At 58.9% G+C, this 21,163-nt stretch carries 18 protein-coding genes and 1 other RNA gene; 7 read left to right on the forward strand and 12 right to left on the reverse strand.

All coding sequences use genetic code 11. The annotated features are described in order from the left end of the window. Positions 1 to 6: 6 nt before the first annotated feature. The gene (locus ACTG2J_RS13230) at positions 7 to 1,389 is read left to right on the forward strand and encodes an amino acid permease (RefSeq protein ID WP_005352966.1); all 1,383 of its coding nucleotides are present in this window, start codon (positions 7 to 9) and stop codon (positions 1,387 to 1,389) included. An 88-nt stretch (positions 1,390 to 1,477) separates the two neighbouring features. Here ACTG2J_RS13230 and ACTG2J_RS13235 read toward each other — a convergent pair whose 3' ends face one another. Next, a complete protein-coding gene (locus ACTG2J_RS13235; protein WP_005344826.1) occupies positions 1,478 to 1,804 on the reverse strand; it encodes an ArsR/SmtB family transcription factor in 327 nt (108 codons plus the stop codon). Positions 1,805 to 1,910: 106 nt separating this feature from the next. Between ACTG2J_RS13235 and ACTG2J_RS13240 the strand changes: the two genes are divergently transcribed. Further along, positions 1,911 to 2,981, forward strand: coding sequence for a permease (locus ACTG2J_RS13240; RefSeq protein WP_439989543.1), 1,071 nt, complete (start codon positions 1,911 to 1,913; stop codon positions 2,979 to 2,981). Positions 2,982 to 3,106: 125 nt separating this feature from the next. Here the strand turns inward: ACTG2J_RS13240 and ACTG2J_RS13245 are convergent, their stop codons facing one another. After that, the gene (locus ACTG2J_RS13245; protein ID WP_113739267.1) at positions 3,107 to 3,817 is read right to left on the reverse strand and encodes an HAD family hydrolase; all 711 of its coding nucleotides are present in this window, start codon (positions 3,815 to 3,817) and stop codon (positions 3,107 to 3,109) included. Positions 3,818 to 4,020: 203 nt separating this feature from the next. On the opposite strand from ACTG2J_RS13245, the gene ACTG2J_RS13250 reads away from it, so the two are divergent. Then, positions 4,021 to 5,574 carry a methyl-accepting chemotaxis protein gene (locus tag ACTG2J_RS13250; protein WP_100645568.1) on the forward strand — a complete coding sequence of 518 codons (1,554 nt, stop codon included), beginning with the start codon at positions 4,021 to 4,023 and terminating at the stop codon, positions 5,572 to 5,574. 91 nt (positions 5,575 to 5,665) lie between these two features. Here ACTG2J_RS13250 and gcvP read toward each other — a convergent pair whose 3' ends face one another. The 3 genes from gcvP to gcvT all read right to left on the reverse strand — a co-directional run bounded on the left by gcvP (position 5,666) and on the right by gcvT (position 10,413). Next, positions 5,666 to 8,542 (reverse strand): aminomethyl-transferring glycine dehydrogenase, encoded by a 2,877-nt coding sequence (gene gcvP, locus ACTG2J_RS13255; protein ID WP_439989542.1) that lies wholly within the window; start codon positions 8,540 to 8,542, stop codon positions 5,666 to 5,668. A gap of 299 nt (positions 8,543 to 8,841) precedes the next feature. After that, on the reverse strand, positions 8,842 to 9,231 hold the full coding sequence (gene gcvH / locus ACTG2J_RS13260) for a glycine cleavage system protein GcvH (RefSeq protein ID WP_005333898.1): 390 nt from the start codon (positions 9,229 to 9,231) through the stop codon (positions 8,842 to 8,844). Positions 9,232 to 9,315: 84 nt separating this feature from the next. Then, positions 9,316 to 10,413 (reverse strand): glycine cleavage system aminomethyltransferase GcvT, encoded by a 1,098-nt coding sequence (gene gcvT, locus ACTG2J_RS13265; protein ID WP_113739263.1) that lies wholly within the window; start codon positions 10,411 to 10,413, stop codon positions 9,316 to 9,318. On the opposite strand from gcvT, the gene ACTG2J_RS13270 reads away from it, so the two are divergent. Further along, entirely contained in the window at positions 10,390 to 10,617 is a 228-nt protein-coding gene (locus ACTG2J_RS13270) for a hypothetical protein (protein ID WP_113739262.1), read from the forward strand. The two genes, gcvT and ACTG2J_RS13270, sit on opposite strands and share 24 nt — an antisense overlap. Positions 10,618 to 10,829: 212 nt before the next feature. Here the strand turns inward: ACTG2J_RS13270 and ACTG2J_RS13275 are convergent, their stop codons facing one another. The 3 genes from ACTG2J_RS13275 to ACTG2J_RS13285 form a co-directional block, all read right to left on the reverse strand. Then, positions 10,830 to 12,098 carry an FAD-dependent 2-octaprenylphenol hydroxylase gene (locus ACTG2J_RS13275; RefSeq protein WP_113739261.1) on the reverse strand — a complete coding sequence of 423 codons (1,269 nt, stop codon included), beginning with the start codon at positions 12,096 to 12,098 and terminating at the stop codon, positions 10,830 to 10,832. 136 nt (positions 12,099 to 12,234) lie between these two features. Next, the gene (ubiH, locus tag ACTG2J_RS13280) at positions 12,235 to 13,458 is read right to left on the reverse strand and encodes a 2-octaprenyl-6-methoxyphenyl hydroxylase (protein WP_113739260.1); all 1,224 of its coding nucleotides are present in this window, start codon (positions 13,456 to 13,458) and stop codon (positions 12,235 to 12,237) included. Between the two features lie 177 nt (positions 13,459 to 13,635). Beyond that, complete coding sequence (locus ACTG2J_RS13285) at positions 13,636 to 14,205, reverse strand: UPF0149 family protein (protein WP_005333908.1); 570 nt, start codon at positions 14,203 to 14,205, stop codon at positions 13,636 to 13,638. A gap of 173 nt (positions 14,206 to 14,378) precedes the next feature. Between ACTG2J_RS13285 and zapA the strand changes: the two genes are divergently transcribed. Further along, on the forward strand, positions 14,379 to 14,711 hold the full coding sequence (gene zapA / locus ACTG2J_RS13290) for a cell division protein ZapA (RefSeq protein WP_005333910.1): 333 nt from the start codon (positions 14,379 to 14,381) through the stop codon (positions 14,709 to 14,711). 16 nt (positions 14,712 to 14,727) lie between these two features. Then, positions 14,728 to 14,909, forward strand: a non-coding RNA gene (ssrS, locus tag ACTG2J_RS13295) — 6S RNA. 195 nt (positions 14,910 to 15,104) lie between these two features. Here the strand turns inward: ssrS and emrD are convergent. From emrD to ACTG2J_RS13310, 3 genes are all read right to left on the reverse strand, one after another. After that, on the reverse strand, positions 15,105 to 16,301 hold the full coding sequence (emrD, locus tag ACTG2J_RS13300; protein WP_005333920.1) for a multidrug efflux MFS transporter EmrD: 1,197 nt from the start codon (positions 16,299 to 16,301) through the stop codon (positions 15,105 to 15,107). A 262-nt stretch (positions 16,302 to 16,563) separates the two neighbouring features. Continuing rightward, positions 16,564 to 17,226: a glutathione S-transferase family protein gene (locus ACTG2J_RS13305; protein WP_439997593.1), complete on the reverse strand. Its 663-nt coding sequence runs from the start codon at positions 17,224 to 17,226 to the stop codon at positions 16,564 to 16,566. A 168-nt stretch (positions 17,227 to 17,394) separates the two neighbouring features. Then, positions 17,395 to 17,844, reverse strand: coding sequence for a hypothetical protein (locus ACTG2J_RS13310; protein ID WP_182963634.1), 450 nt, complete (start codon positions 17,842 to 17,844; stop codon positions 17,395 to 17,397). Positions 17,845 to 18,043: 199 nt separating this feature from the next. Between ACTG2J_RS13310 and suhB the strand changes: the two genes are divergently transcribed. After that, positions 18,044 to 18,847, forward strand: coding sequence for an inositol-1-monophosphatase (suhB, locus tag ACTG2J_RS13315; protein ID WP_021230872.1), 804 nt, complete (start codon positions 18,044 to 18,046; stop codon positions 18,845 to 18,847). 405 nt (positions 18,848 to 19,252) lie between these two features. Here the strand turns inward: suhB and ACTG2J_RS13320 are convergent, their stop codons facing one another. Continuing rightward, positions 19,253 to 20,884 (reverse strand): methyl-accepting chemotaxis protein, encoded by a 1,632-nt coding sequence (locus tag ACTG2J_RS13320; protein WP_439989541.1) that lies wholly within the window; start codon positions 20,882 to 20,884, stop codon positions 19,253 to 19,255. Positions 20,885 to 21,163: the final 279 nt, after the last annotated feature.

A 21,163-nucleotide genomic window follows, 5' to 3' on the forward strand; every position in this document is an offset into this window, starting at 1 on the left:
AGACCCATGGATTTGAAACAAGACGGTGAGGAGCTGAAGCGCGGCCTTAAAAACCGCCACATTCAGTTGATTGCTTTGGGCGGCGCCATCGGCACCGGCCTCTTTCTGGGCATTGCCCAAACCATCAAGATGGCAGGCCCTTCGGTCCTGCTGGGGTATGCCATCGGCGGCTTTATCGCCTTCCTGATCATGCGCCAGCTCGGCGAAATGGTGGTGGAAGAGCCGGTAGCCGGTTCATTCAGCCACTTTGCCTACAAATACTGGGGTGAGTTTGCCGGTTTTGCGTCCGGCTGGAACTACTGGGTGCTCTACGTGCTGGTGAGCATGGCCGAGCTGACCGCGGTGGGCATCTATGTCCAGTACTGGTGGCCCGAGATCCCGACCTGGATGTCGGCAGCCTTCTTCTTCGTGCTGATCAACGCCATCAACCTCTCCAACGTCAAAGCGTTTGGCGAAATGGAGTTCTGGTTCGCCATCATCAAGGTGGTCGCCATCATCGGCATGATTGGCTTTGGCGGCTATCTGCTCCTCTCCGGTGCCGGCGGACCCGAGGCGAGCGTCACTAACCTGTGGGCTCAGGGCGGTTTCTTCCCCAACGGCATCAGCGGTCTGGTGATGGCGATGGCGGTGATCATGTTCTCCTTCGGCGGTCTGGAGCTGGTGGGCATTACCGCCGCCGAAGCGGACAACCCCGAGAAGAGCATTCCCAAGGCCACCAATCAGGTGATCTACCGCATCCTAATCTTCTACATCGGTGCTCTGGCTATCCTGATGTCCCTCTACCCTTGGGGTAAAGTGGTGGAAGGCGGCAGCCCGTTCGTGATGATTTTCCACGCTCTGGACAGCAATCTGGTCGCCACCGTACTCAACATCGTGGTGCTGACGGCGGCACTGTCGGTCTACAACAGCTGCGTCTACTGCAACAGCCGGATGCTGTTCGGTCTGGCCAAACAGGGCAACGGCCCGAAAGCCCTGCTCAAGACCAACAAGAGCGGCGTGCCACTGGTTGCCCTCTCGGTCTCGGCCATCGCCACCCTGCTCTGCGTGCTGATCAACTACCTGATGCCGGGCAAGGCGTTCGGCCTGCTGATGGCGCTGGTGGTCTCCGCACTGGTGATCAACTGGGCGATGATCAGCCTCGCGCACCTCAAGTTCCGCAAGGCCAAAGTCGCAGAAGGCGTCCAGCCCAAGTTCAAGGCGTTCTGGTATCCCTTCGGCAACTACCTCTGCCTCGCGTTCATGGCTGGTATCCTGGTGATCATGTACATGACCCCCGATTTCCGCATCTCAGTCGAACTGATCCCCGCCTGGCTGGTGGTACTGGGCATTGGCTTTGTCATCAAGCGCAAGGGACAGGCCCAAAGCAAGGTTGCAGCCAATCTGGGTTAATACCCGCAGCTGAGAAAAACAATGCAAAACGCCGATCGCATGATCGGCGTTTTTTTATTACGCGCAGCACTACTAGCAGCCATAGCCCTCAGGAAGGCAGCTCTTGCCTTTGATCTTGCCGATGCTCCGGGCTGTTGACGCAACACTCATCGCGGAAAAAGGCGATGATCTCCTCCAGCACCGCGTATTGAGAGACGCAAAGCAGGGTCCGACTCTCCCGGTTTTGCTTCACCAGCCCCACCGAGACCAGCGCCGCGATATGGTGGCTGAGGGTGGAAGCGGGGATCGCCAGCTGCTTTTGCAGCTCACCCACCGGCAGCCCCTGCTCTCCCGCCTTGACCAGATGCTTGAAGATAAACAGCCGGGTCGGATGACCCAGCTCTTTCAATGCCTTGGCGACCTCTTCCAGTTGCATCTCTGTGCCCTCCACGAATTTGATATTTCGATAATACCAGAAATATCTTGACCGATCATTTATTTCGGTTATTTTGGAAATATAGAAAACAAGTGAGGATACGACAATGAATGAGTGGTTAACCATGCTGACCGATGCAGCCCAGATGTTCCTGTTTCTGGCTGTCGAGCTGTCGGTGCTGTTTCTGGTCATTAGCGCCGGGGTCAGCCTGATCCGCCAGAAGATCCCCGACGAGAAGATCCAACGGATGCTGGGGGCGCGCCATGGCAAGGGCTATCTGCTCTCAGCCCTGCTCGGCGCCGTCACCCCCTTTTGCAGCTGCTCCACCATCCCGATGCTGAGAGGACTACTTTCGGCCAAGGCTGGCTTTGGCCCCACCCTCACCTTCCTGTTTATTTCGCCACTGCTGAACCCCATCATCGTCGGCTTGATGTGGGCCACCTTCGGCTGGAAAGTGACCCTGCTCTACGCCGTGATCGCCGCCAGCGTCTCCGTCATGGCGAGCATGCTACTCGACAGATTGGGGTTCGAGCGCCATGTCATCGACCCCAAAGAGGCCACCCCCTCTTGCGGTAGCGACTGTAGCCCGGCGACCCGCGCCACAACTCAAGCACATTGCAGTGACAACCAACGCTGTGCCATTCGCGCAATCAAACCCCTCAACGGGGCAGCGTGCTGCCCGGCTCAGCAACCAGAGATGGCAGAGCAGGCCACCCTCTCCTGCTGCGGCGATGGCACGGCAACCCTGACCAGAGCGCCACAGCTCCCCACCGCCTGGGTCAAAGCTCGCATCGATGCCTGGCAGCAGTTCAAAGCGGTATTGCCCTTCCTGCTGCTGGGGGTGCTCATCGGCTCGTTTATTTACGGCTTTATTCCGGCCGAGTGGATCGCCGCCCATGCCGGCGCCGACAACCCGCTGGCCATCCCCTTCAGCGCCATCGTCGGGATCCCGCTCTACATCCGTGCCGAGGCCGTGATTCCGCTGGCGTCGGTACTGCTGGGCAAAGGGATGGGAATGGGCGCCGTCATGGCGCTGATCATCGGCAGTGCCGGTGCCAGTCTGACCGAGGTTATCCTGCTCAAGTCGATGTTCAGAACCCCGATGATTGCGGCCTTCCTTACCGTGATCCTCGGCATGGCGATCCTGATGGGCTACCTGACGCAACTGCTGTTTTAAGTCGCCCATCATTAAACAGACAGGGTGTTAAGCCAGCTGAGTGTGAAACCATCAGGCTTCCCATAGACAAACGCCGATCAACTGATCGGCGTTTGTCTATTCCGTACGGCAATCTGCAACCGGCGTTACAGATATTGCCCGACGATGGGGAGCAGATCCTCGACGTCACGGGCGATATGGTCGGGTTGGTGTTCCCAGCGCTCCGGGGTCGCGCGGCTATAGGCGACAGCCACCGATATCACACGGCTCTGCTCGCCAAGCGCCGCTTGCAAATGACGGGCAAACTGCACATCCGCTTCATGGTCACCGATATAGATCAGCGACTGGCACCTAGCTGGGCCGAAGATAGACTCCAGACATTTGAGGCCACCGAAAGGATGAGGTTTTTGCTGCTGTCCGGGCACGTCATCATAGCCGACCACAGCCTTGAACAGGCTGTTCACGCCATGCTGCTCCAGAACCCGGCGAATATTCTTTTGGGAGTTCTGCGAACAAATTCCGTGGGGAATGGCAGAGAAATGGTCAATCACCGCCTCCAGCCCCGCAAAAAAACGCACCTCGGTCCGGTTCATCTCCTGATGCTTGGCCCACAGACTGCCAGCCAGCACCATCTCGTCCCGCGACAAACCGTAGTAATCCATATAGAGCGCCTGCCAGTTCTTGGCGGCGTGATTGGCATGGTGATATTCCGCTTCGCTGCGCAGATAGCGCGGCAGATGTTCTCCGGTCAGATGGGGGGCGACCTCAGCCAGGATCTGCTTGGTGATATCGATATTCTTCGGCACCGAATTGACCAGAGTACCGTCATAATCCCATAAAATCGCATCCAACTTCATTGCGTTACCTGTCTCGCTTCACAGCCATAAGTCACGCCATGTTACTTGGCTTGCCTCCCCTCGCCAAACCGCGCTGTAAAAATGTGAGACCCATCCCGTCCCCACGCAGTAGCACAAGAGTTAATGTGCAACAACACAATAAATGAACATCCTCTGCCATACTCAGACGAAGTATTCCGTTACGCCGAAACCGGAGTCTGATCATGGTAACCAGCTCGCTTCACACCACAGATACCGAGGTTGAATTTGCCGACGATATCCAGTTGGTATCGACGACCGATCTCAAAGGGGACATCACCTACGCCAATCCGGCGTTTTGTCAGGTGGCAGGCTATCGCCTGGAAGAGATGTTGGGGCAGCATCACAATCTGGTGCGCCACCCCGACATGCCCAAGGCAGCGTTTGCCGATCTCTGGGCCCACCTGCAGGCGGGTAAACCATGGCGAGGGATGGTAAAAAACCGCTGCAAAGATGGTCGCTATTATTGGGTTGATGCCTATGTCACCCCGATTTATGAAGATGGCAAGATGGTGGGTTACCAATCCGTCCGCTGCCGCCCCGCCGCAGAGCACAAAGCGCGTGCCAGCCAGATGTACAAAACCCTTAAAGCCCGTGAAACCGGCTCTGCCATTCACATGGGCCTGCGTCAACTCACGCCGGCCATGATGACCATCCCCCTGCTGCTCGTCAGCGTGATCAGCGCGCTCTGGCTGATCTCACCGCTGCAGGCGCTCTGGGTAATCATACCCCTCTTGGCAACAATCTGGTTCAATCGCCACCCTCTCTTCCTCACGCCGCGATTCTTGCAGCAGCTCGAGCAGGATTACGACAGCATCAGCCGCCTTATCTTCTCGGGGGATGCCCCCCACAGCATCGCCGATTTCCATATCAAACTCGGGCAAGCGAAGATCCGTACCGTACTCGGCAGGGTGGATGACACCACCGCGTCGCTCAATGCCATGGCCAATGACCTGCGCGGCTCCGCCTCGCTGGCCAGCCAGGATATCTCTTCGCAAGACACGCAGATCCAGCAGATTGCCACCGCCGTCACCCAGATGGCTTCGGCCGCCGAGGAGATCAACCGCAATATTCAAGACAGCAACAGCCAGATTGAAGAGGCCCGTAGCCACTGCATCACCACCAGCACCCAGCTTTCGGAAGCAGGAGAAGAGATGTCGGCGCTGGCCACCCAGGCGGAGCAAGCCTTCCAGTCAGCTGTCGAGCTGGCGAGCGAGTCCGAGCGGATCGGCACCATCATGAGCGAAATTCGCGGTATTGCGGATCAAACCAACCTGCTGGCGCTCAATGCCTCCATCGAAGCCGCACGGGCCGGCGATCAGGGACGCGGCTTTGCAGTTGTGGCGGACGAGGTTCGCAGCCTGTCGACCAGAACCCACAAGGCAACAGAGCAGATCCAGAACAGCATTGGCCATATCCAGCAAACCCTGGGGGGATGGAAAGAGATGATGCATCTCAATGTGACCAGAACCAACGCCTGCCTCGCCACCACCCGGGCAAGCACCGGCAACCTGAATCAGGTTGTGGTCGAGATAGACAAGGTCTCTGATTTTTCCAACCAGATCACCGCCGCAGCCACCGAGCAACAAGCGGTCATCGAGGAGATCAGTCGCAATATCAACCAGATATCCTCGCTCTCTCACGATAACAGTCTCAAAATCGATCAGGTGAGTGAAACCAGTGCCAATTTGCAGAGCAAAGCGAGCCAGCTCAAGGACTTAAGCCGGACATTCGGATAGCAGCATGCAGATAAAGTCCATGTAAACGAAGGGCCACCCGTCTGGGTGGCCCTGTTGTTTATGCGGCTTAACTGTTGCTCCTGGACGCCACTTACTTGGCGTAATCCTCAGTCGGGATACAGGCACAGAACAGGTTGCGATCGCCGTAGACATCGTCGATGCGGTTCACAGAGGGCCACAACTTGGCGGCGCGCACGGCGTCGGACGGGAAGACCGCCTCGGCGCGGCTGTAGCCACGGGACCACTCTGCATCCATCACATCATCCTGCGTGTGCGGCGCATGGACCAGCGGGTTGTCGGCGAGGCTCCACTGCCCCTCCTGCACCTTGGCAATCTCGGCGCGGATGGAAGTCATCGCCTCGACGAAACGATCCAGCTCGCGCTTGGATTCCGACTCGGTCGGTTCGACCATCAGGGTGCCCGCTACCGGGAAGCTCATGGTCGGTGCGTGGAAGCCGTAGTCCATCAGCCGCTTGGCAACGTCCATCTCGCTGATGCCGGAAGCCTCTTTGAGCGGACGGATATCCAGAATGCACTCGTGAGCTACCCGACCGTTGCGCCCGGAATAGAGCACCGGGAAGGAGTCACCCAGCTTCTTGGCCAGATAGTTGGCGTTTAGGATCGCTACCTGAGTGGATTTCTTCAGCCCCTCGTCACCCAGCATGGCGATATACATCCAGCTGATGGGCAGGATACTGGCTGAGCCAAACGGTGCCGCCGACACGGCGCCGTTATCACGGCTCTCCTTGTTGGTCTTGACCACAGCGTGACCGGCCACGAACGGTGCCAGATGTTTCTTCACGCCGATGGGGCCCATGCCCGGGCCGCCACCACCGTGAGGAATGGCGAAGGTTTTGTGCAGGTTGAGGTGAGAGACGTCCGCCCCGATAAAGCCCGGCGCCGTCAACCCGACTTGCGCATTCATGTTGGCGCCGTCCAGATAGACCTGACCACCGTGCTGGTGAACGATGTCGCACACCTCCTTGATGGTCTCCTCATACACCCCGTGGGTGGAGGGATAGGTCACCATCAGACAGGAGAGTTGATCCCCCGCCTCGGCCGCCTTGGCACGCAGATCGTCGAGATCCACGTTGCCGGACTTGTCACAGGCGGTGACGATCACCTTGAGCCCCGCCATCTGGGCAGAGGCCGGGTTGGTGCCGTGGGCAGAAGCTGGGATCAGGCAGATGTCGCGATGCCCCTCGCCGCGGGATTCGTGGTACTTCTTGATGGCCAAGAGACCGGCGTACTCGCCCTGCGCCCCGGAGTTGGGCTGCATGCAGACCGCATCGTAACCGGTCACCTTCACCAGCCAGTTTTCGAGGTCGGCCAGCAGCAGTTGGTAGCCCTTGGCCTGTGCCAGCGGGGCGAACGGGTGCAACTTGCCGAACTCGGGCCAGGTCACCGGGATCATCTCGGCGGTGGCGTTGAGCTTCATGGTGCAGGAGCCGAGCGAAATCATGGCGTAGTTGAGCGCCAGATCTTTGGCTTCGAGACGGTGGATATAACGCAGCATCTCGGTTTCGGAGTGGTACTTGTTGAACACCTCGTGGGTCAGCACGGCATCGGTGCGCAGCAGATCCTGCGGGATGGCGTGATGGGCCTGGGCCGCCTTGTCGAGGGCCTCGATGTCGAGGCCATGGCCTTGACCGAGGAAGAGATCGAACAGCTCGGCCACATCGCTGCGAGTGGTGGTTTCAGAGAGTGACACCCCTACCGCGCCATCTAGGTCTGCACGAAGGTTGATGCCGAGCCCCTCGGCCTTGGCGATCAGCGCGGCCTTGTCAGCAGTCTGCACGGTCAGGGTATCGAACCAGCTTGCATGCTTGAGGGCCACCCCCTTGGCCTTGAGGCCAAGCGCCAGAATGGTGGTGAGACGGTGCACGCGGGAGGCGATGGTCTTCAGCCCCACCGGACCGTGGTAGACGGCGTAGAAGCTCGCCATGTTGGCCAGCAGCACCTGAGCGGTACAGATGTTGGAGTTGGCCTTCTCGCGGCGGATATGCTGCTCGCGGGTCTGCATCGCCATGCGCAGCGCGGCCTTGCCGCGGGCATCCTTGGAGACACCGATGATACGGCCCGGCATGGAACGTTTGTAGGCATCGCGGGTAGCGAAGAAGGCGGCGTGGGGGCCACCGTAGCCCATGGGCACGCCAAAGCGCTGGGCGGAGCCCAACACCACGTCGGCACCCAGCTCGCCCGGGGACTTGAGCAGCAGCAGAGAGAGCAGATCGGCGCTGACGCAGGCCAGCCCTTTCTGGGCCTGTACCGCGGCAATCAGAGCGCGCAGATCTTTCACCTCACCTGTGGTGGTGGGGTACTGGAACAGGGCACCGAACACCTCTTCGCTCACTGCATCGTTCGCGGCGCCAACCGCCACGTCGAAACCAAAGTGAACCGCGCGCTCCTTGACCACGTCGATCACCTGCGGGTGCACATCATCGGCCACGAAGAAGAGGTTGGATTTGGACTTGGCCATCCGCTTGGCCAGCGCCATCGCCTCGGCGGCGGCGGTCGCTTCATCCAGCAGGGAGGCACTCGCCAGATCCATGCCGGTGAGATCCAGCGTCAGCTGCTGGAAGTTGAGCAGGGCTTCGAGACGGCCCTGTGCCAGCTCGGGCTGATAGGGGGTGTAGGCGGTATACCAACCCGGATTTTCCAGCACATTGCGCAAAATGACGTGGGGCACATGGGTATCGTGATAACCCATGCCGATGTAGCTCTTGGCAATCTTGTTCTGAGCGGCATAGCCCTTGAGCTTGGCCAGCGCCTCTACTTCGGTCATGCCGGCACCGATCCCCAGCGGACCCGGCAGGCGAATGGCGGCGGGCACGGTCTGTTCAATCAAATCGTCCAGGCTTTCGGCCCCGACGGTCGCCAGCAGCTGGCGCAGCTCTTCCTCGCCCGGGCCGATATGGCGGCGGACAAAATCGGTTTTTTGCTCGAGTTCAAACAGTGACTGGGTCATTTCCCTATTTCCTGATAAATAAGTCCTGGCATGACATCCTGATAACCAAGACCTGATGTTCCTGATCGTCGGCAGATACCGACTCCACTCATGTTCTGGGTCCCGCAGACAGGATGCGGCACCGGATGCTGCGGCAGCATCAAGAGGGGATCGCCTTGTTGCGAACCGGCCCGTTTGCCCCCTGGGCTCCTAGGGTGGCAAACGGCAGGCGCGGACGACTTCACCCTTCCACCGGCCGGTGCTTGCCCGGCTGGCGGTCATACAAAGGGGCCCTGCTGTGTTGGCAGGGCCCGGGGGCATTACTCTTCGTCCACCACGTTCTGGTAGCCTTCGGCATCCAGCAGGTTGGCCAGTTCGCTCTCGTCATCGAGCTTGATGCGGAACAGCCAGCCAGCGCTGTAGGGGTCGGAGTTGACCAGCTCGGGGCTCCCTTCCAACTCTTCGTTGACGGCAATGATCTCGCCGCTCACCGGGCTGTAGATATCGGAGGCCGCCTTGACCGACTCGGCCACGGCGCAGTCGTCACCGGCACTGACCTGCTTGCCCACTTCCGGCAGCTCGACAAACACCATGTCACCCAGCAGCTCCTGGGCGTGCTCGGTGATACCAACCACGGCCTCGCCGTTGGCTTCAACACGGATCCACTCGTGGGAAGTGGCATATTTCAGTTCGCTCGGGATATGGCTCATTTGTGCTTCCTTTGATCTTTGAGTCGCGTTTAAAAACGAATATGAAAAGGGATGGGGGAGGCACTGCCCTCCCCCAAAACGGTATTAAACCAGCTTCTGGCCGTTACGGACGAAAGCGGGCTTGGTGACCTTCACGGTGACCAGCTTCTTGCGGATCTCCACCTCGGCCAGCTCACCGATATCGCGGGGCACCCGCGCAAGGGCAATACTGTAGCCCAGGGTGGGGGAGAAAGAGCCGGAGGTGATCACACCTTCCCGCTTCTCACCGTTTGCCGCGGTGAAGGTAACGGGCATACCGGCACGCAGCACCCCTTTCTCTTCCATCACCAGACCCACCAGCTTGGGCTGGTTGCCCGCCGCTTTCTGCGCTTCCAGCACGTCGCGGCCGATAAAGTTGCGATCGCTCGGCTCCCAGGCGATGGTCCAGGCCATGTTGGCAGCGAGTGGAGAGACTGACTCATCCATATCCTGACCATAGAGGTTCATTCCCGCTTCGAGGCGCAGGGTATCGCGGGCACCGAGGCCGCACGGGGCAACGCCGTTATCCAGCAGCGCTTGCCACAGCTCGCAGGCTTTCTCTTGCGGCACCACGATTTCATAACCATCTTCGCCGGTGTAACCGGTAGTGGCGATAAAGAGCTCGCCAGCCTGCACGCCGAAGAAGGGTTTCATCCCCACCACGGCGGTACGCTGAGCGGCGCTCAGCACAGCAGCAGCCTTGACCTTGGCGTTGGGGCCCTGCACCGCAATCATCGCAAGCTCGGGACGCTCGGTCACGGTGACATCGAAATCGATGGCGTGATGGCGGATCCAGGCCAGATCCTTCTCGCGGGTAGCGGAGTTGACCACCAGCCGGTAGAAGGTATCGGTTAGGTAATAGGTGATGAGGTCATCGATCACGCCGCCTTCCGGATTGAGCATGCCGCTGTAGAGGGCCTTGCCGGGGGCAGTGAGTTTGGCCACGTCGTTGGCCAGCAGGTGTTGCAGAAAGGCTTTGACCCGTTCGCCGGTCAAATCGACGATGGTCATGTGGGAGACATCGAACATACCGGCATCGCTGCGCACCGCGTGGTGCTCTTCCAGCTGGGAGCCGTAGTTGATGGGCATTTCCCAACCGTGGAAGTCCACCATCTTGGCGCCGGCTTCCAGGTGTTTGGGATGCAGTACAGTAGTCTGGATCATCGCATTCTTTCCTTAGCAAAAAGCCTTTTCGCTTTGGCGACCACCCTTGCGACCCGCGCCACCGATCTGACTGCACTACGTACAGCAAAAAGCGACCGGATCCAAAAGTGTGTGCTCGCTCCTGCCCTTGCCAGGCAAGAGGGATTCCTTGAACGGAGCGGATTATATGACAAGCAGGCGAGCGTGCCGCTCAAAAAAAACTAATCCCCTCCCGTAAAACTGACTCCAGACACTAAGATAAATGCAGTGATAAAAACAGCCATAAGCCGACTCAGGCGAGATTAAATTTTGATTTTTACCGTTTCGTCACAATTTGCGGAAAAACGTTTCGCTCCAGAGCAAAATTAAAGGCTGACACCCAAAACGGGTCATCAGCCTTGTCGGATTACTTTTGTTGTCAAAAACGGCGAGTAATATTAGTTTTTTTCACCCTTGGCCTGCATGGCACTGCCCTTGGTCGCAGCAACAGCCCAGTCAGGACGGGCCAATGCGGGCAACTCTCCCTCCAGCCCCATGGCGGCGCGGATCACCCCCTCCTTGAAGGGCGTCAGCAGATTGGCCGCGCGCAATCCCACGCCCCGCACCAGCTTCTTGAGCGGGTTGGCCCCGCTGAACAGCCGCTTGAGCCCTTCCATCGCCGCCAGCATGCGAGCCGCTTCGCTCTTACGCCAGCGCTCGTAGCTGCGCAGGTTGGCGAGCAGGCCGATATCCTCGCCCGCGGCATGATTTTGCAAGATCTGCTCCGCCAGCGCGGCAGCATCCAGCAGGCCAAGGTTGACCCCCTGCCCCGCCAGCGGGTGGATGGTATGAGCGGCATCTCCCACCAGCACCAGCCGCTCGCGGGCAAAGTCGCGGGCATAGCGGGCGGTAAGAGGAATCGCGCTGCGCGGCCCCTCCACCTTGCACAGACCGAGCCGGGCATCGAAGGCGGCGGTAAGCTGGCGATTGAACTGCTCATCATCGCAGGCGCAGAGCGCCTCGGCGCGGGCCGCAGGCAGCGACCAGACGATGGAGCAGAGGTTCTCTTGCCACAGCGGCAAAAAGGCGAGCGGGCCATCCGGGGTGAAGATCTGGCGAGCAACAGCTTCATGGGGTTCGGCGCAGCGCACCGTCGCCACCAGGGCGTGGTGGCCATAATCCCAGCTGGTGAGCGGGATATCAGCCTGACGGCGCACCCAGGAGTGAGCGCCATCGGCAGCCACCACCAGTTTGGCCGAGATGGCCTGACCATCTTCAAGGAGCAGCAGGGCGCCCGCCGGGCCGCTCTGCAGGCTCTTGGCTCTGGCGGGGGTCAGCAACTGGATATTGCTGGCACCTTCAATCGCCTCAAGCAGCGCCAGCTGGATCACCCGATTCTCGACGATGTGGCCGAGGTTGGCCTGACGCAGGCTGGCGGCATCGAAGTCGATATGGCCGAAACTGTCCTGTTCCCACACCGCCATCTTGTCGTAGGCCTGCAGGCGGCGCGCTTCAATGCCGTCCCAGGCGCCGACATGGCGCAGGATCTGCTGGCTGGCCAGACTCAGGGCGCTGACCCGGTTATCGGCCACCTCCCCCAGCTGCGGATCGGGCAGTTGCCCCTCCACCACCAGCACCTTGAGGGCGCTATGTTTCAGGGCCGCAGCGAGCCCCAGCCCCACCATGCCGCCACCGACAATCACCACATCCACATTTTGCATCTGCATCATCTCATCCTTTCAGGGCTGACCGGCTGGCCAGCGAGGTGACGCCCGCAGGCATCACCTCTTTATTCAATAGGTTTTGATCAACGAATGGCGGTCACCATCTTCCGGTCAACAGGTTCCACTCAACAAGTGCTGGCTAGTTGCCGCACACATCAGCGACAAAGCCCAGGGTGCGCGAGGCAAGCGGCGCCTTGAGGCACGGGAATCGCCCCATCAGGGTGAGCGCCAGATTGCGCCCCGCCACCAGCGGATCGTGACCATTGGAGAAGAGCTGGGCCAGCGAAGAGGTGAGCCAGACGGTCTGCTCCTGATCGCGCTGACGCTGCTGCCAGTAGCCACTCAGTACCTGGAAGCTGCCGATATCCTCCCCCTCTGCCAACGCCTTGGCTACGGCGCCGGTAAGCAGGTCGAGATCCCGCATCCCGAGGTTGAAGCCCTGTCCGGCAATCGGGTGCAGGGCGTGGGCGGCATTACCCACCAGCACGGTGCGCTGGGCCAGCGGGTAGTCGCAGGCGGTCAGGATGAGCGGATAGACGTGACGCACGCCGCATCGCTCGAAGCGGCCGAGTCGCCAGCCAAAGGCCTGCTGCAGACGGGCAAGAAACGCCGCCTCATTGAGGGCCATCAGCTCATCCACCTCATGCTGCCCGACGCTCCATACCAGCGAGGAGAGCCCCTCCTGCATCGGCAGCAGGGCCAGCGGCCCCCCTTCGGTAAAACGCTCGAAGGCGCGTCCCTCAGGGTCTTGCGCCGTTTTGACCGTGGCGATGATGGCGTGCTGCTCAAAGTCGTGGCGGGTCACCGGCAACTTGAAGTGCTGACGCACAAAGGAGTTGCCGCCGTCTGCCGCCACCAGCAGGCGGGTCTCAATCTGTTCACCGCTCTCGAGGGTGAGGGTCACCTTCTCCTCATCGGGCGCAATCTCGCTCACCCGGGCCGGACAACAGACCCGGATATTGGGAGAGGCCGCCATCGCCCATTGCAGCTCATGACCGGCAGCGGCAAGCTCGATCACCTGGCCCAGCGCTGGCAGACCGTATTCGGCAGCCGACAGGCGAGCCTGACCGAAGTGGCCCCGATCCGAGACATGAATCTGGGTAATGGGGGCGCAATGGGGGGCAAACAGCGGCCAGAGTCCGCGTCGCAACAGCGCATCACAGGTACCGGCCGAAAGCGCAATGGCGCGGGCGTCGAACCCTGAATGGGTGTGCTGTTCGGGGACGCTTGCCTCCAGCAGCAGGATCTCGAGGGGGGAGCCATCGGATCGAAGCAGGGCTGCCAGCGAGAGGGCCAGCACGGCACCGCTCATTCCACCGCCGACCAGGGTGACATCGACCTGTCGCACATCAGATTGAGACATAAGCAGAGAGGAAGAAGTGAAAAAGGTGGCCTCATGCTATCACAAAGCCGCTGGCCGAATGCGAGGTCACCGGCAAAAAACCGGTTGCGCCTCACAGGGTTAGCTACCACAAGGAAATAAAAAAGAGCGCCATCAGGCGCTCTTGCAGATTCAGTAAGGGTCTCGTTGACCCGCACCTCAATGAAGGGTCGGCGGCGCGCTCGGGGTATCGGGGCGCTTGCCAAACTCTTCGAAGGCCATCATGACACCCAGTTTGACGTGTTCGTAGAGCACCAGGAAGGAGGCTTCGTTCTCGTCATCTTCCTGATCGAACTCGGCAGAGACCTGAGTGATGCTGGCGATATCCTGGATCATCTCCTGCAGCTCTTCCGACGCGCGGGAGAGCTCCTGCTGCACCACACCGAAACCGGCCAGAAACGCCTGTGACCAGTCCACCAGCGAATCGATGCGCTCGTCGAGGGGAGCATCATCGCTTGGCAGCAACAGCTCGACGCCCTTCTGGGCCATCAGGCTCTCGACCACATTGTGATAAAGATCGGTCATCACCTGGCGCACCGGGGCCGGCAGGCCGAAACCGTCGTTCACCAGATCGTTGAAATGGGGCAGCCAACTCTTGTCGTCCAGTGCCACACCGCCGCACACCAGACCGCAGATCACACCATGGGCCTCTACTGCGCTGGCCATCAGTTCATGTTGTTCCATGATGTCGGCCACTGCCGCATATTTAAGGGGGTTCGTTTTGCTCATCGAGGATCCGCTCAAAGTTCAGTCAAATTTGCAGAATTAATGGTCAGGATCCTAGCATTCTCCCTCTTGCAGAGCCAGCAAGGCCTTGAAACTTATGCATCTGCGCTATATAGTCCCGCCCAGTTGTCCACGTGGATAAAGGCGGAAATCAGCTCCGCCGTATTGAGGAAGGCATGAGCACAGAGGCCGTAGAAATCGTCATTTTGGGACGTCCCTACAAGGTATCCTGTCCCTTGGGACAGCAGGATGCCCTGCGCCAGGCCGCCGAGCAGCTGACCGACAAGTTGATCGACCTGCGTCAACGCTCCAAAGTCTCCAGCAACGAACAATTGGCTATCATGGCTGCGCTCAATTTCTGTCATGAGCTCTGCCTTGAAAAAGAGAAGAACCACCAATACTCTGAGACCATGGACAAGCGGATCAAGATGCTGCAGCGCACCATCGAAGCGGCCCTGATCGAGCACGGACAATATGGTGATTCCAGCGAAGAGGGGCAACAGCCCTAATCGCAAACCGTTTTAAAATTCCCTGGGATGTTTGTCAGCCGGTTCAAGTCCCCGAGCCGATATTCATACCAAACAGGGGATCTGCCTTCTGGCTATTGCGCATGCTCGGCACGACCGAGAAGCCTGCGGTCAGATCCGATCCCCGCCTTGAACCGACGGTTCAAGGGCCCAAACCGGCAACGGCATCTCGGGGTACCAACAGCAAAAGCCCGTCACCAGCGTGACGGGCTTTTTCTTTGCCTGATGATCAACGAACTGTCCCGTCCTGAATATGGTTTACACCTTTCCCCCCCAATAAATGGAGAACCCAATGGGACAAGGTGTGAAACGGACACAGCCATAACGACAAAGCCCGCCAAAAGGCGGGCTTTGTTTTGCAACTGGCAAGCAAATTTAGATGGCCATCTGCTCGTGAGGAGAACCGTGGTGGCGTAACCAGACAAAGCTCAGCGCCACGATCAGCACCATCAGGGTCATGATGGCCCCCAGGGTCACCTGTCCAGTCATCGGGAAACCGGCGGCCAGCAGGGTCACCACACCCGCCCCCAGATTCTGCATCCCGCCGAGAATGGCCCCCGCGGTGCCGGCCTGACCCGGGAAGGGCTCGATGGCACAGGAAGTTGCGGTCGGGTAGAGAATACCGCTACCGATGAAGTAGACAGCCGCACCACCAACCAGCGAGGCGGCACTCACCACCCCGAACAGCCCCGGCACCAGAATGATGAGTGAGCCGAGCGCAAGAAAGGCGATTCCCAGACGCATCAGTTTGCCCTGAGTCAAACGGAAGCTCAGCTTGGCAGAGAGCCAGGCCCCGAACAGATAGCCGGGCAGCGGCAGCACGAACAGCACGCTCACGGTACGGGCGCTCAGTTTCAGCACATCGCCCAGCAGCACACCGGCCGCAGCCTCGAACACTGCCAAACCGGCAAAGGTCGCCATTAGGCAGAGCAGGTTGCCCTGAAACTTGGGGTTGCCCAGCACATGACGATAGGCAGCACCGACGCGCAGTGGCTGACGGGCAGCAGCAGGCAGGGTCTCGCCAAACCAGGCCATGATCGCCAGGGTGGCTACGGCACCAAAACCGAACAGGAACCAGTAACCGGCGCGCCAGTTGAACAGCTCGGTCAGCCATCCCCCCAGCACCGGTGCCAGCAGCGGGGAGAAGATCACCCCCATACTCACCAGACTGTTGGCGCGGTTGAGCTCGGCGCCGTTGTAGCGATCGCGCATCACGGTACGGCTCATGGCGCCACCGGCACCGGTACCCAGCCCCTGAATAAAGCTACCCACCAGCAGGGCGGCAAAATGGGGGATGACCTGAATGATCAGGGTGCCCACCAGAAACACCATCATGCCGACGATCAGCACCGGGCGACGGCCGATGCGATCCGACAACGGCCCGTAGACAAACTGGGAAAGGCCATAGGGGATCAGGTAACAGGCCATCACCGCCTGCAACTGGCCCGAGGCCACATTGAAGTCCCCCGCCATCATGGGAATGGAGGGAACATAAAGGGTCTGGGTCATCTGGCCCACAGCGACCATCAGAATGGTCAATAAAAACAACGGATAAAAACTGTGCCGATCCATATCAGTCCCAAAAAATCGAAAAAATGCTGCCGCCCCTCTGGCACAAAATGGCCCAGAGGAATCTGATCACAGAGGTTGTGATGCAATCAAAAACAGTGTTGGAAACAGTAGGCGGGGAGCCCGCCAAGCCACCGCACAGGACGTTTGGTGGTATGGGGGCATCATAGTGATTCAGCTCACAAAAAACGAACGAATCTTTATAATCGGCTTGCCTTAGTTTTTCTAATATTATGGGGCACTTCGCCCCGTCAGCAGTTAAAAATCAACGAGTTACCATCTGTTGCGCCTGCTTGATCAGCTCATCGGGCTGCTCCTTACGCGGCGGTATGGTGATCCCCTTCTGGCAGGCAGGCTTCTCTGCCATGCGATCCATCCAGGCTTGCAGATGGGGCAATCCCTCGATGGAGATACCGCTCCAGTCATAAATACGCACCCAGGGCCAGGTGGCAATGTCGGCGATGCTGTACTCGTCCGCCAGATATTCGTGGTGGGCCAGATGGCTGTCGAGCACCTCGAACAGACGGCGCCCCTCCTTCTGGTAACGTTCGATGGCGGCGGGGATCTTTTCGGGGAAATAGCGGTAGAAGACATTGGCCTGCCCCATCATGGGTCCTACCCCGCCCATCTGGAACATCAGCCACTGGATGGCCTGAGAGCGGCGTTTGGGATCAGCGGGCAGCAACTTGCCTGCTTTCTCCGCCAGATATATGAGGATGGCCTCCGACTCGAATACGGCGAAATCGTCGTTATCCCGATCGACGATGGCCGGAATGCGGCCATTGGGATTGATGGCAAGAAACTCGGGCTTCTTCTGATCCAGCGCCGAGAGATCGAGAGGAATGACCCGATAGGGCAAACCCAGCTCTTCGAGGGCGATCGCCACTTTGAAACCATTGGGGGTCGCGGCGGTGTAAAAATCGATCATGATTCACTCCTTGTTGGTCATAGCCAAATTGCACAGTTTTAACAGGGTGCAACACCATAGCCACCTCATCTTGCAACAAGTGACCGGCTCCAGACCATTAAAAAGCGGCGCACCATAGGCCAAATAAGGCCACGGTGCGCCGCTGGTGCGCTCTGGCAATGGTAGATATTAGTTGATCACGGCGACCGGCTTGCGCTGGCGCAGCATGATCAGGCGGGAAAGCAGCGGGAAGTAGGACTCCAGCTTGCGCAACAGCACCCGGCTGCAGGCAGGCTCGGCCAGCTCCGACTCATCCAGCACGATGCCGTTTGAGACAAAATAGAAACGGGGGTCACGCACATCCGGCCCGCAGACCGTCAGCTCCTTGTCCCCCTTGCGGATCAGCAGCGGCAAGACCGGCAAACCGATCGTCTCATCCTCTCCCCGGGCAAATCCGGCATCCTGCCAGGGCGCATCACCGTCGATCAGCAGGATCTCCGTCTTGGCCGGTTGCCACTGGGCCAGGGGGGTCACGGTGATGTGGGCAAAGTGATCACCGTACTCGGGTGACGATCGTAAAATGGCCAGCAGTCCCTCGCTGGCAGTAGACACATTTTGACTCACTAATGACAAATTCATGGTTCACATCCCTATGCTCATGACAGCCTGTATCCGGCTGCTGGGATAAGACTAGCGCAGATCTGGTCTATATTGGAGCCGTCAAATCTGGCAGTGGTAATCAATTGGTCGTAGGGGGATAACAGTTGCCATCGCACAAAATACTGGTATCATACCGCGTCCTTTTATCCCCCGTTCTTTAACATCCAGTGGTGAACCTATGCATCCGATGCTGAATATCGCCGTGCGCGCTGCGCGCAACGCCGGTCAAGTTGTAGTAAAAGCCTTCTCCCAGCCCGAGAACATTGAGGCTATCCAAAAAGGCAGCAATGACTTCGTGACCAACGTTGACCGTGAAGCCGAAGCGGCCATCATTCACACCATCAAAAAATCTTACCCGGAGCACAGCATTGTGGCTGAAGAGTCTGGTGAGATTGCCGGTACCAATCCGGACTACCAATGGATCATTGACCCACTGGATGGCACGACCAACCTGGTCAAAGGCATTCCGCACTTTGCCGTCTCCATCGCCCTGCGCGTCAAGGGCAAGACTGAACAAGCCGTTGTTTACGATCCGATCCGTGACGAGCTGTTTACTGCTACCCGTGGTAGCGGCGCCCAGCTGAACGGCTACCGCATTCGTGTCGGCAAGGCCAAAGAGCTGGCTGGCACCGTGCTGGCGACCGGCTTCCCGTTCAAGCAGAAGCATCACATCGAGCCTTACCTGAAGATGTTCCAGAGCATGTTCATCGAATGTGCCGACATCCGTCGCTCCGGCTCTGCCGCACTGGATCTGGCCTATGTGGCTGCCGGTCGTGTCGACGGTTTCTGGGAAATCGGCCTCAAGCCCTGGGACACCGCTGCCGGTGAGCTGCTGGCAAAAGAAGCCGGCGCCATCGTCACCGACTTCGTTGGTGGCCACAACTACGAAAACTCCGGCAACATCGTGGTTGCCAACCCGCGCGTCCTGAAAGAGATGCTGGGCAAGATCCGCGAAGAGCTGCCGGAGTCTCTGGCCAAATAAGCCAGCCTTCGAGCAGACAGATAAAAAAACCGGCGCAAGCCGGTTTTTTTATTGCTGCGATATACCCTGTCAGAGCATTCCAACCAACTGCTTATGCTCTTCTTCCCCGTAGCATACGCCCCAACTGCTCGCCCCGTTCCCCATCCCCAAAACAGTTCGTCGCCCTTCTCTCATTAGCAAATACGCCTTAACCAACCTTCTTGAATATCACCGCGCACAGGCCGGGATAATTATCTGACCGCCCTGTTCGCCCAGACCTTCATCCTCTTATGAAGAGCCCCAACCATCTGGCCTCGTACCCATCGCCAGATAAAAAAACACCCGGCACATGGCCGGGTGTCGTGAGGGCAGGCAAAGCGCCCCGACTTTTATGAATGAAGAGGCCGGCGTACGCCAGCCCCTTTATCAGGCGAGGCGGAAACGACCGATGGTCTGCTTCAGACCCACCGCCAGCTGGCTCAGCTCCAGACAGGCACGGGCAGTATGATCGGCGCCCAGAGCCACCTCGTTGGCGGACTCGTTGATCCGCTCGACGTTGCGGCCCAGCTCGTCGGAGACCGCATCCTGCTCGCCGCAGGCGCTGGCAATCTGGATCGCCATGTCGGCAATTTGGGCGACCGCCTCTTCAATCTGCTGGATGCCGATACCGGTCTGCTCGCTCTGATCCACACACTGGCGGATCATTTCGCAGCTCTGGCCAGTGACCTCTTTGGCCTGATTGGCGCGCGCCTGCAGGGTTTCGATGATGGCCACAATCTCGCCGGTCGAGGCCTGGGTGCGGCCCGCCAGGGTGCGCACCTCATCGGCAACCACCGCAAAGCCACGGCCCTGTTCACCGGCACGGGCTGCCTCAATGGCGGCATTGAGAGCCAACAGATTGGTCTGATCGGCAATGCTGCGAATAACATCGACCACTACGTTAATCTGGGCGGATTCACGCTCCAGTTCGGCCACCAGCGTGCCAGCCTGCTCAATCTCTTCAGCCACACGGGTGATCGCCACCAGCGAACGCTGCACATCCTGGTTGCCTTTGCGGGCCAAGGTATTAGCTGCACTGGCAGACTCAGAGGTGTGCTCTGTATTGCCCGCCACATCAGCAACGGTCGCCTTCATCTGGGTCATGGCTGTCGCCACCAGCGAAATCTCTTGCTGCTGGCTCTGAATACCCTTGGCAGACTGTTCGGAAACCGCACTCACTTCGTCAATCGCCGCCCCCAACTGGGTAACCGCAGCCACCACCTCTTCAATCAGACCACGCAGGTTGTCCTGCATCTTGAGGGAAGCTTTGGCCAGCATGCCAAGCTCGTCGCGGCCGATATGCTGACGCTCCAGCTGATGAGTCAGATCGCCGGCGGCAATGGCGTTGGCCTGAGCCACTACCGCTTGCAGCGGCAGGCAGATCTGGCGGGTCAGGAACCAGGTCATCACCACCATGAACACCAGCAGAGCACCAATGCTCACCATGGCGAAAGTGGTCACCATGCTGACGCTGCCAAGCAAGCTGCTGCGGTTTTCCTTCACAAAACCGAGGTTCACATCGATCAGAGCATTAACAGCCCGCTCCAAAGATCCAAAAGCCGCATTCGAGGCAAATAACTGTGCCTTGGCTTGCTCTTGTTGTCCTTGTACCAGCAGTTGATCAAACTCGTTCACTGCACCTTGGTAACTGAGCCACTGTTGTTTGGCCTGATTAAACACCTGACGCTCATGATCAGCACCGACGGTCGCCTCATAGGCGTGAAATGCGTTGTCTACTTTCTGGATATTCTGCTGGATCCGGCTGCGGCGAGCCTGCAGATCAGCGGCATCGTTCACCATCAGCAAGGCGAACTGGGCACGACGGACATAGGAGACGTCATAGAGCAGGGTTTCAACCGACAGGACACTCGGCAGCGTAGAGTCGGTAAAGTTCAGCACCCGATCACGCACACCGCGCAATTCGCTGGAGAGAAAAACACCGAAGAGAACGTTGACTGCGGCAATGACCGCAAAAACCACGGCAATCTTTTTGCCGATGGAGAGATTCTTGTAAAACATAGTGGCGGGTGATCCTCTACTGCTGACAGGCGAATGGAGTGTGGCGATCACGTCCCTATGAGCAAATCCCCGGACCTTCCTGACGGGAAAAAATGCAGAACACCGGGAAGGTAGAGTTCCGCAAAGGCGCGCACTCTAGCACAAAGCGACCACGCCCTCACTTTTCTTTAAAAATTAAAAGCAACTTAACAAAACCAACAATCGGAGCCGGATCACAAAAAACTTCATATTCACCTGACGCCATTTTTCGATAGCGGCAATCGCCTTGCAGACATAGAC

Origin of the sequence: Aeromonas sp. 6P, assembly GCF_051919525.1 — a bacterium.
Classification (GTDB): domain Bacteria; phylum Pseudomonadota; class Gammaproteobacteria; order Enterobacterales; family Aeromonadaceae; genus Aeromonas; species Aeromonas veronii.

Coding starts and splice junctions, on each gene's coding strand:
- ACTG2J_RS13230 (WP_005352966.1), top strand. CDS start 7: ATGGATTTGAAACAAGACGGTGAGGAGCTGAAGCGCGGCCTTAAAAAC.
- ACTG2J_RS13235 (WP_005344826.1), bottom strand. CDS start 1,804: ATGCAACTGGAAGAGGTCGCCAAGGCATTGAAAGAGCTGGGTCATCCG.
- ACTG2J_RS13240 (WP_439989543.1), top strand. CDS start 1,911: ATGAATGAGTGGTTAACCATGCTGACCGATGCAGCCCAGATGTTCCTG.
- ACTG2J_RS13245 (WP_113739267.1), bottom strand. CDS start 3,817: ATGAAGTTGGATGCGATTTTATGGGATTATGACGGTACTCTGGTCAAT.
- ACTG2J_RS13250 (WP_100645568.1), top strand. CDS start 4,021: ATGGTAACCAGCTCGCTTCACACCACAGATACCGAGGTTGAATTTGCC.
- gcvP (WP_439989542.1), bottom strand. CDS start 8,542: ATGACCCAGTCACTGTTTGAACTCGAGCAAAAAACCGATTTTGTCCGC.
- gcvH (WP_005333898.1), bottom strand. CDS start 9,231: ATGAGCCATATCCCGAGCGAACTGAAATATGCCACTTCCCACGAGTGG.
- ACTG2J_RS13270 (WP_113739262.1), top strand. CDS start 10,390: ATGCAGTACAGTAGTCTGGATCATCGCATTCTTTCCTTAGCAAAAAGC.
- gcvT (WP_113739263.1), bottom strand. CDS start 10,413: ATGATCCAGACTACTGTACTGCATCCCAAACACCTGGAAGCCGGCGCC.
- ACTG2J_RS13275 (WP_113739261.1), bottom strand. CDS start 12,098: ATGCAGATGCAAAATGTGGATGTGGTGATTGTCGGTGGCGGCATGGTG.
- ubiH (WP_113739260.1), bottom strand. CDS start 13,458: ATGTCTCAATCTGATGTGCGACAGGTCGATGTCACCCTGGTCGGCGGT.
- ACTG2J_RS13285 (WP_005333908.1), bottom strand. CDS start 14,205: ATGAGCAAAACGAACCCCCTTAAATATGCGGCAGTGGCCGACATCATG.
- zapA (WP_005333910.1), top strand. CDS start 14,379: ATGAGCACAGAGGCCGTAGAAATCGTCATTTTGGGACGTCCCTACAAG.
- emrD (WP_005333920.1), bottom strand. CDS start 16,301: ATGGATCGGCACAGTTTTTATCCGTTGTTTTTATTGACCATTCTGATG.
- ACTG2J_RS13305 (WP_439997593.1), bottom strand. CDS start 17,226: ATGATCGATTTTTACACCGCCGCGACCCCCAATGGTTTCAAAGTGGCG.
- ACTG2J_RS13310 (WP_182963634.1), bottom strand. CDS start 17,844: ATGAATTTGTCATTAGTGAGTCAAAATGTGTCTACTGCCAGCGAGGGA.
- suhB (WP_021230872.1), top strand. CDS start 18,044: ATGCATCCGATGCTGAATATCGCCGTGCGCGCTGCGCGCAACGCCGGT.
- ACTG2J_RS13320 (WP_439989541.1), bottom strand. CDS start 20,884: ATGTTTTACAAGAATCTCTCCATCGGCAAAAAGATTGCCGTGGTTTTT.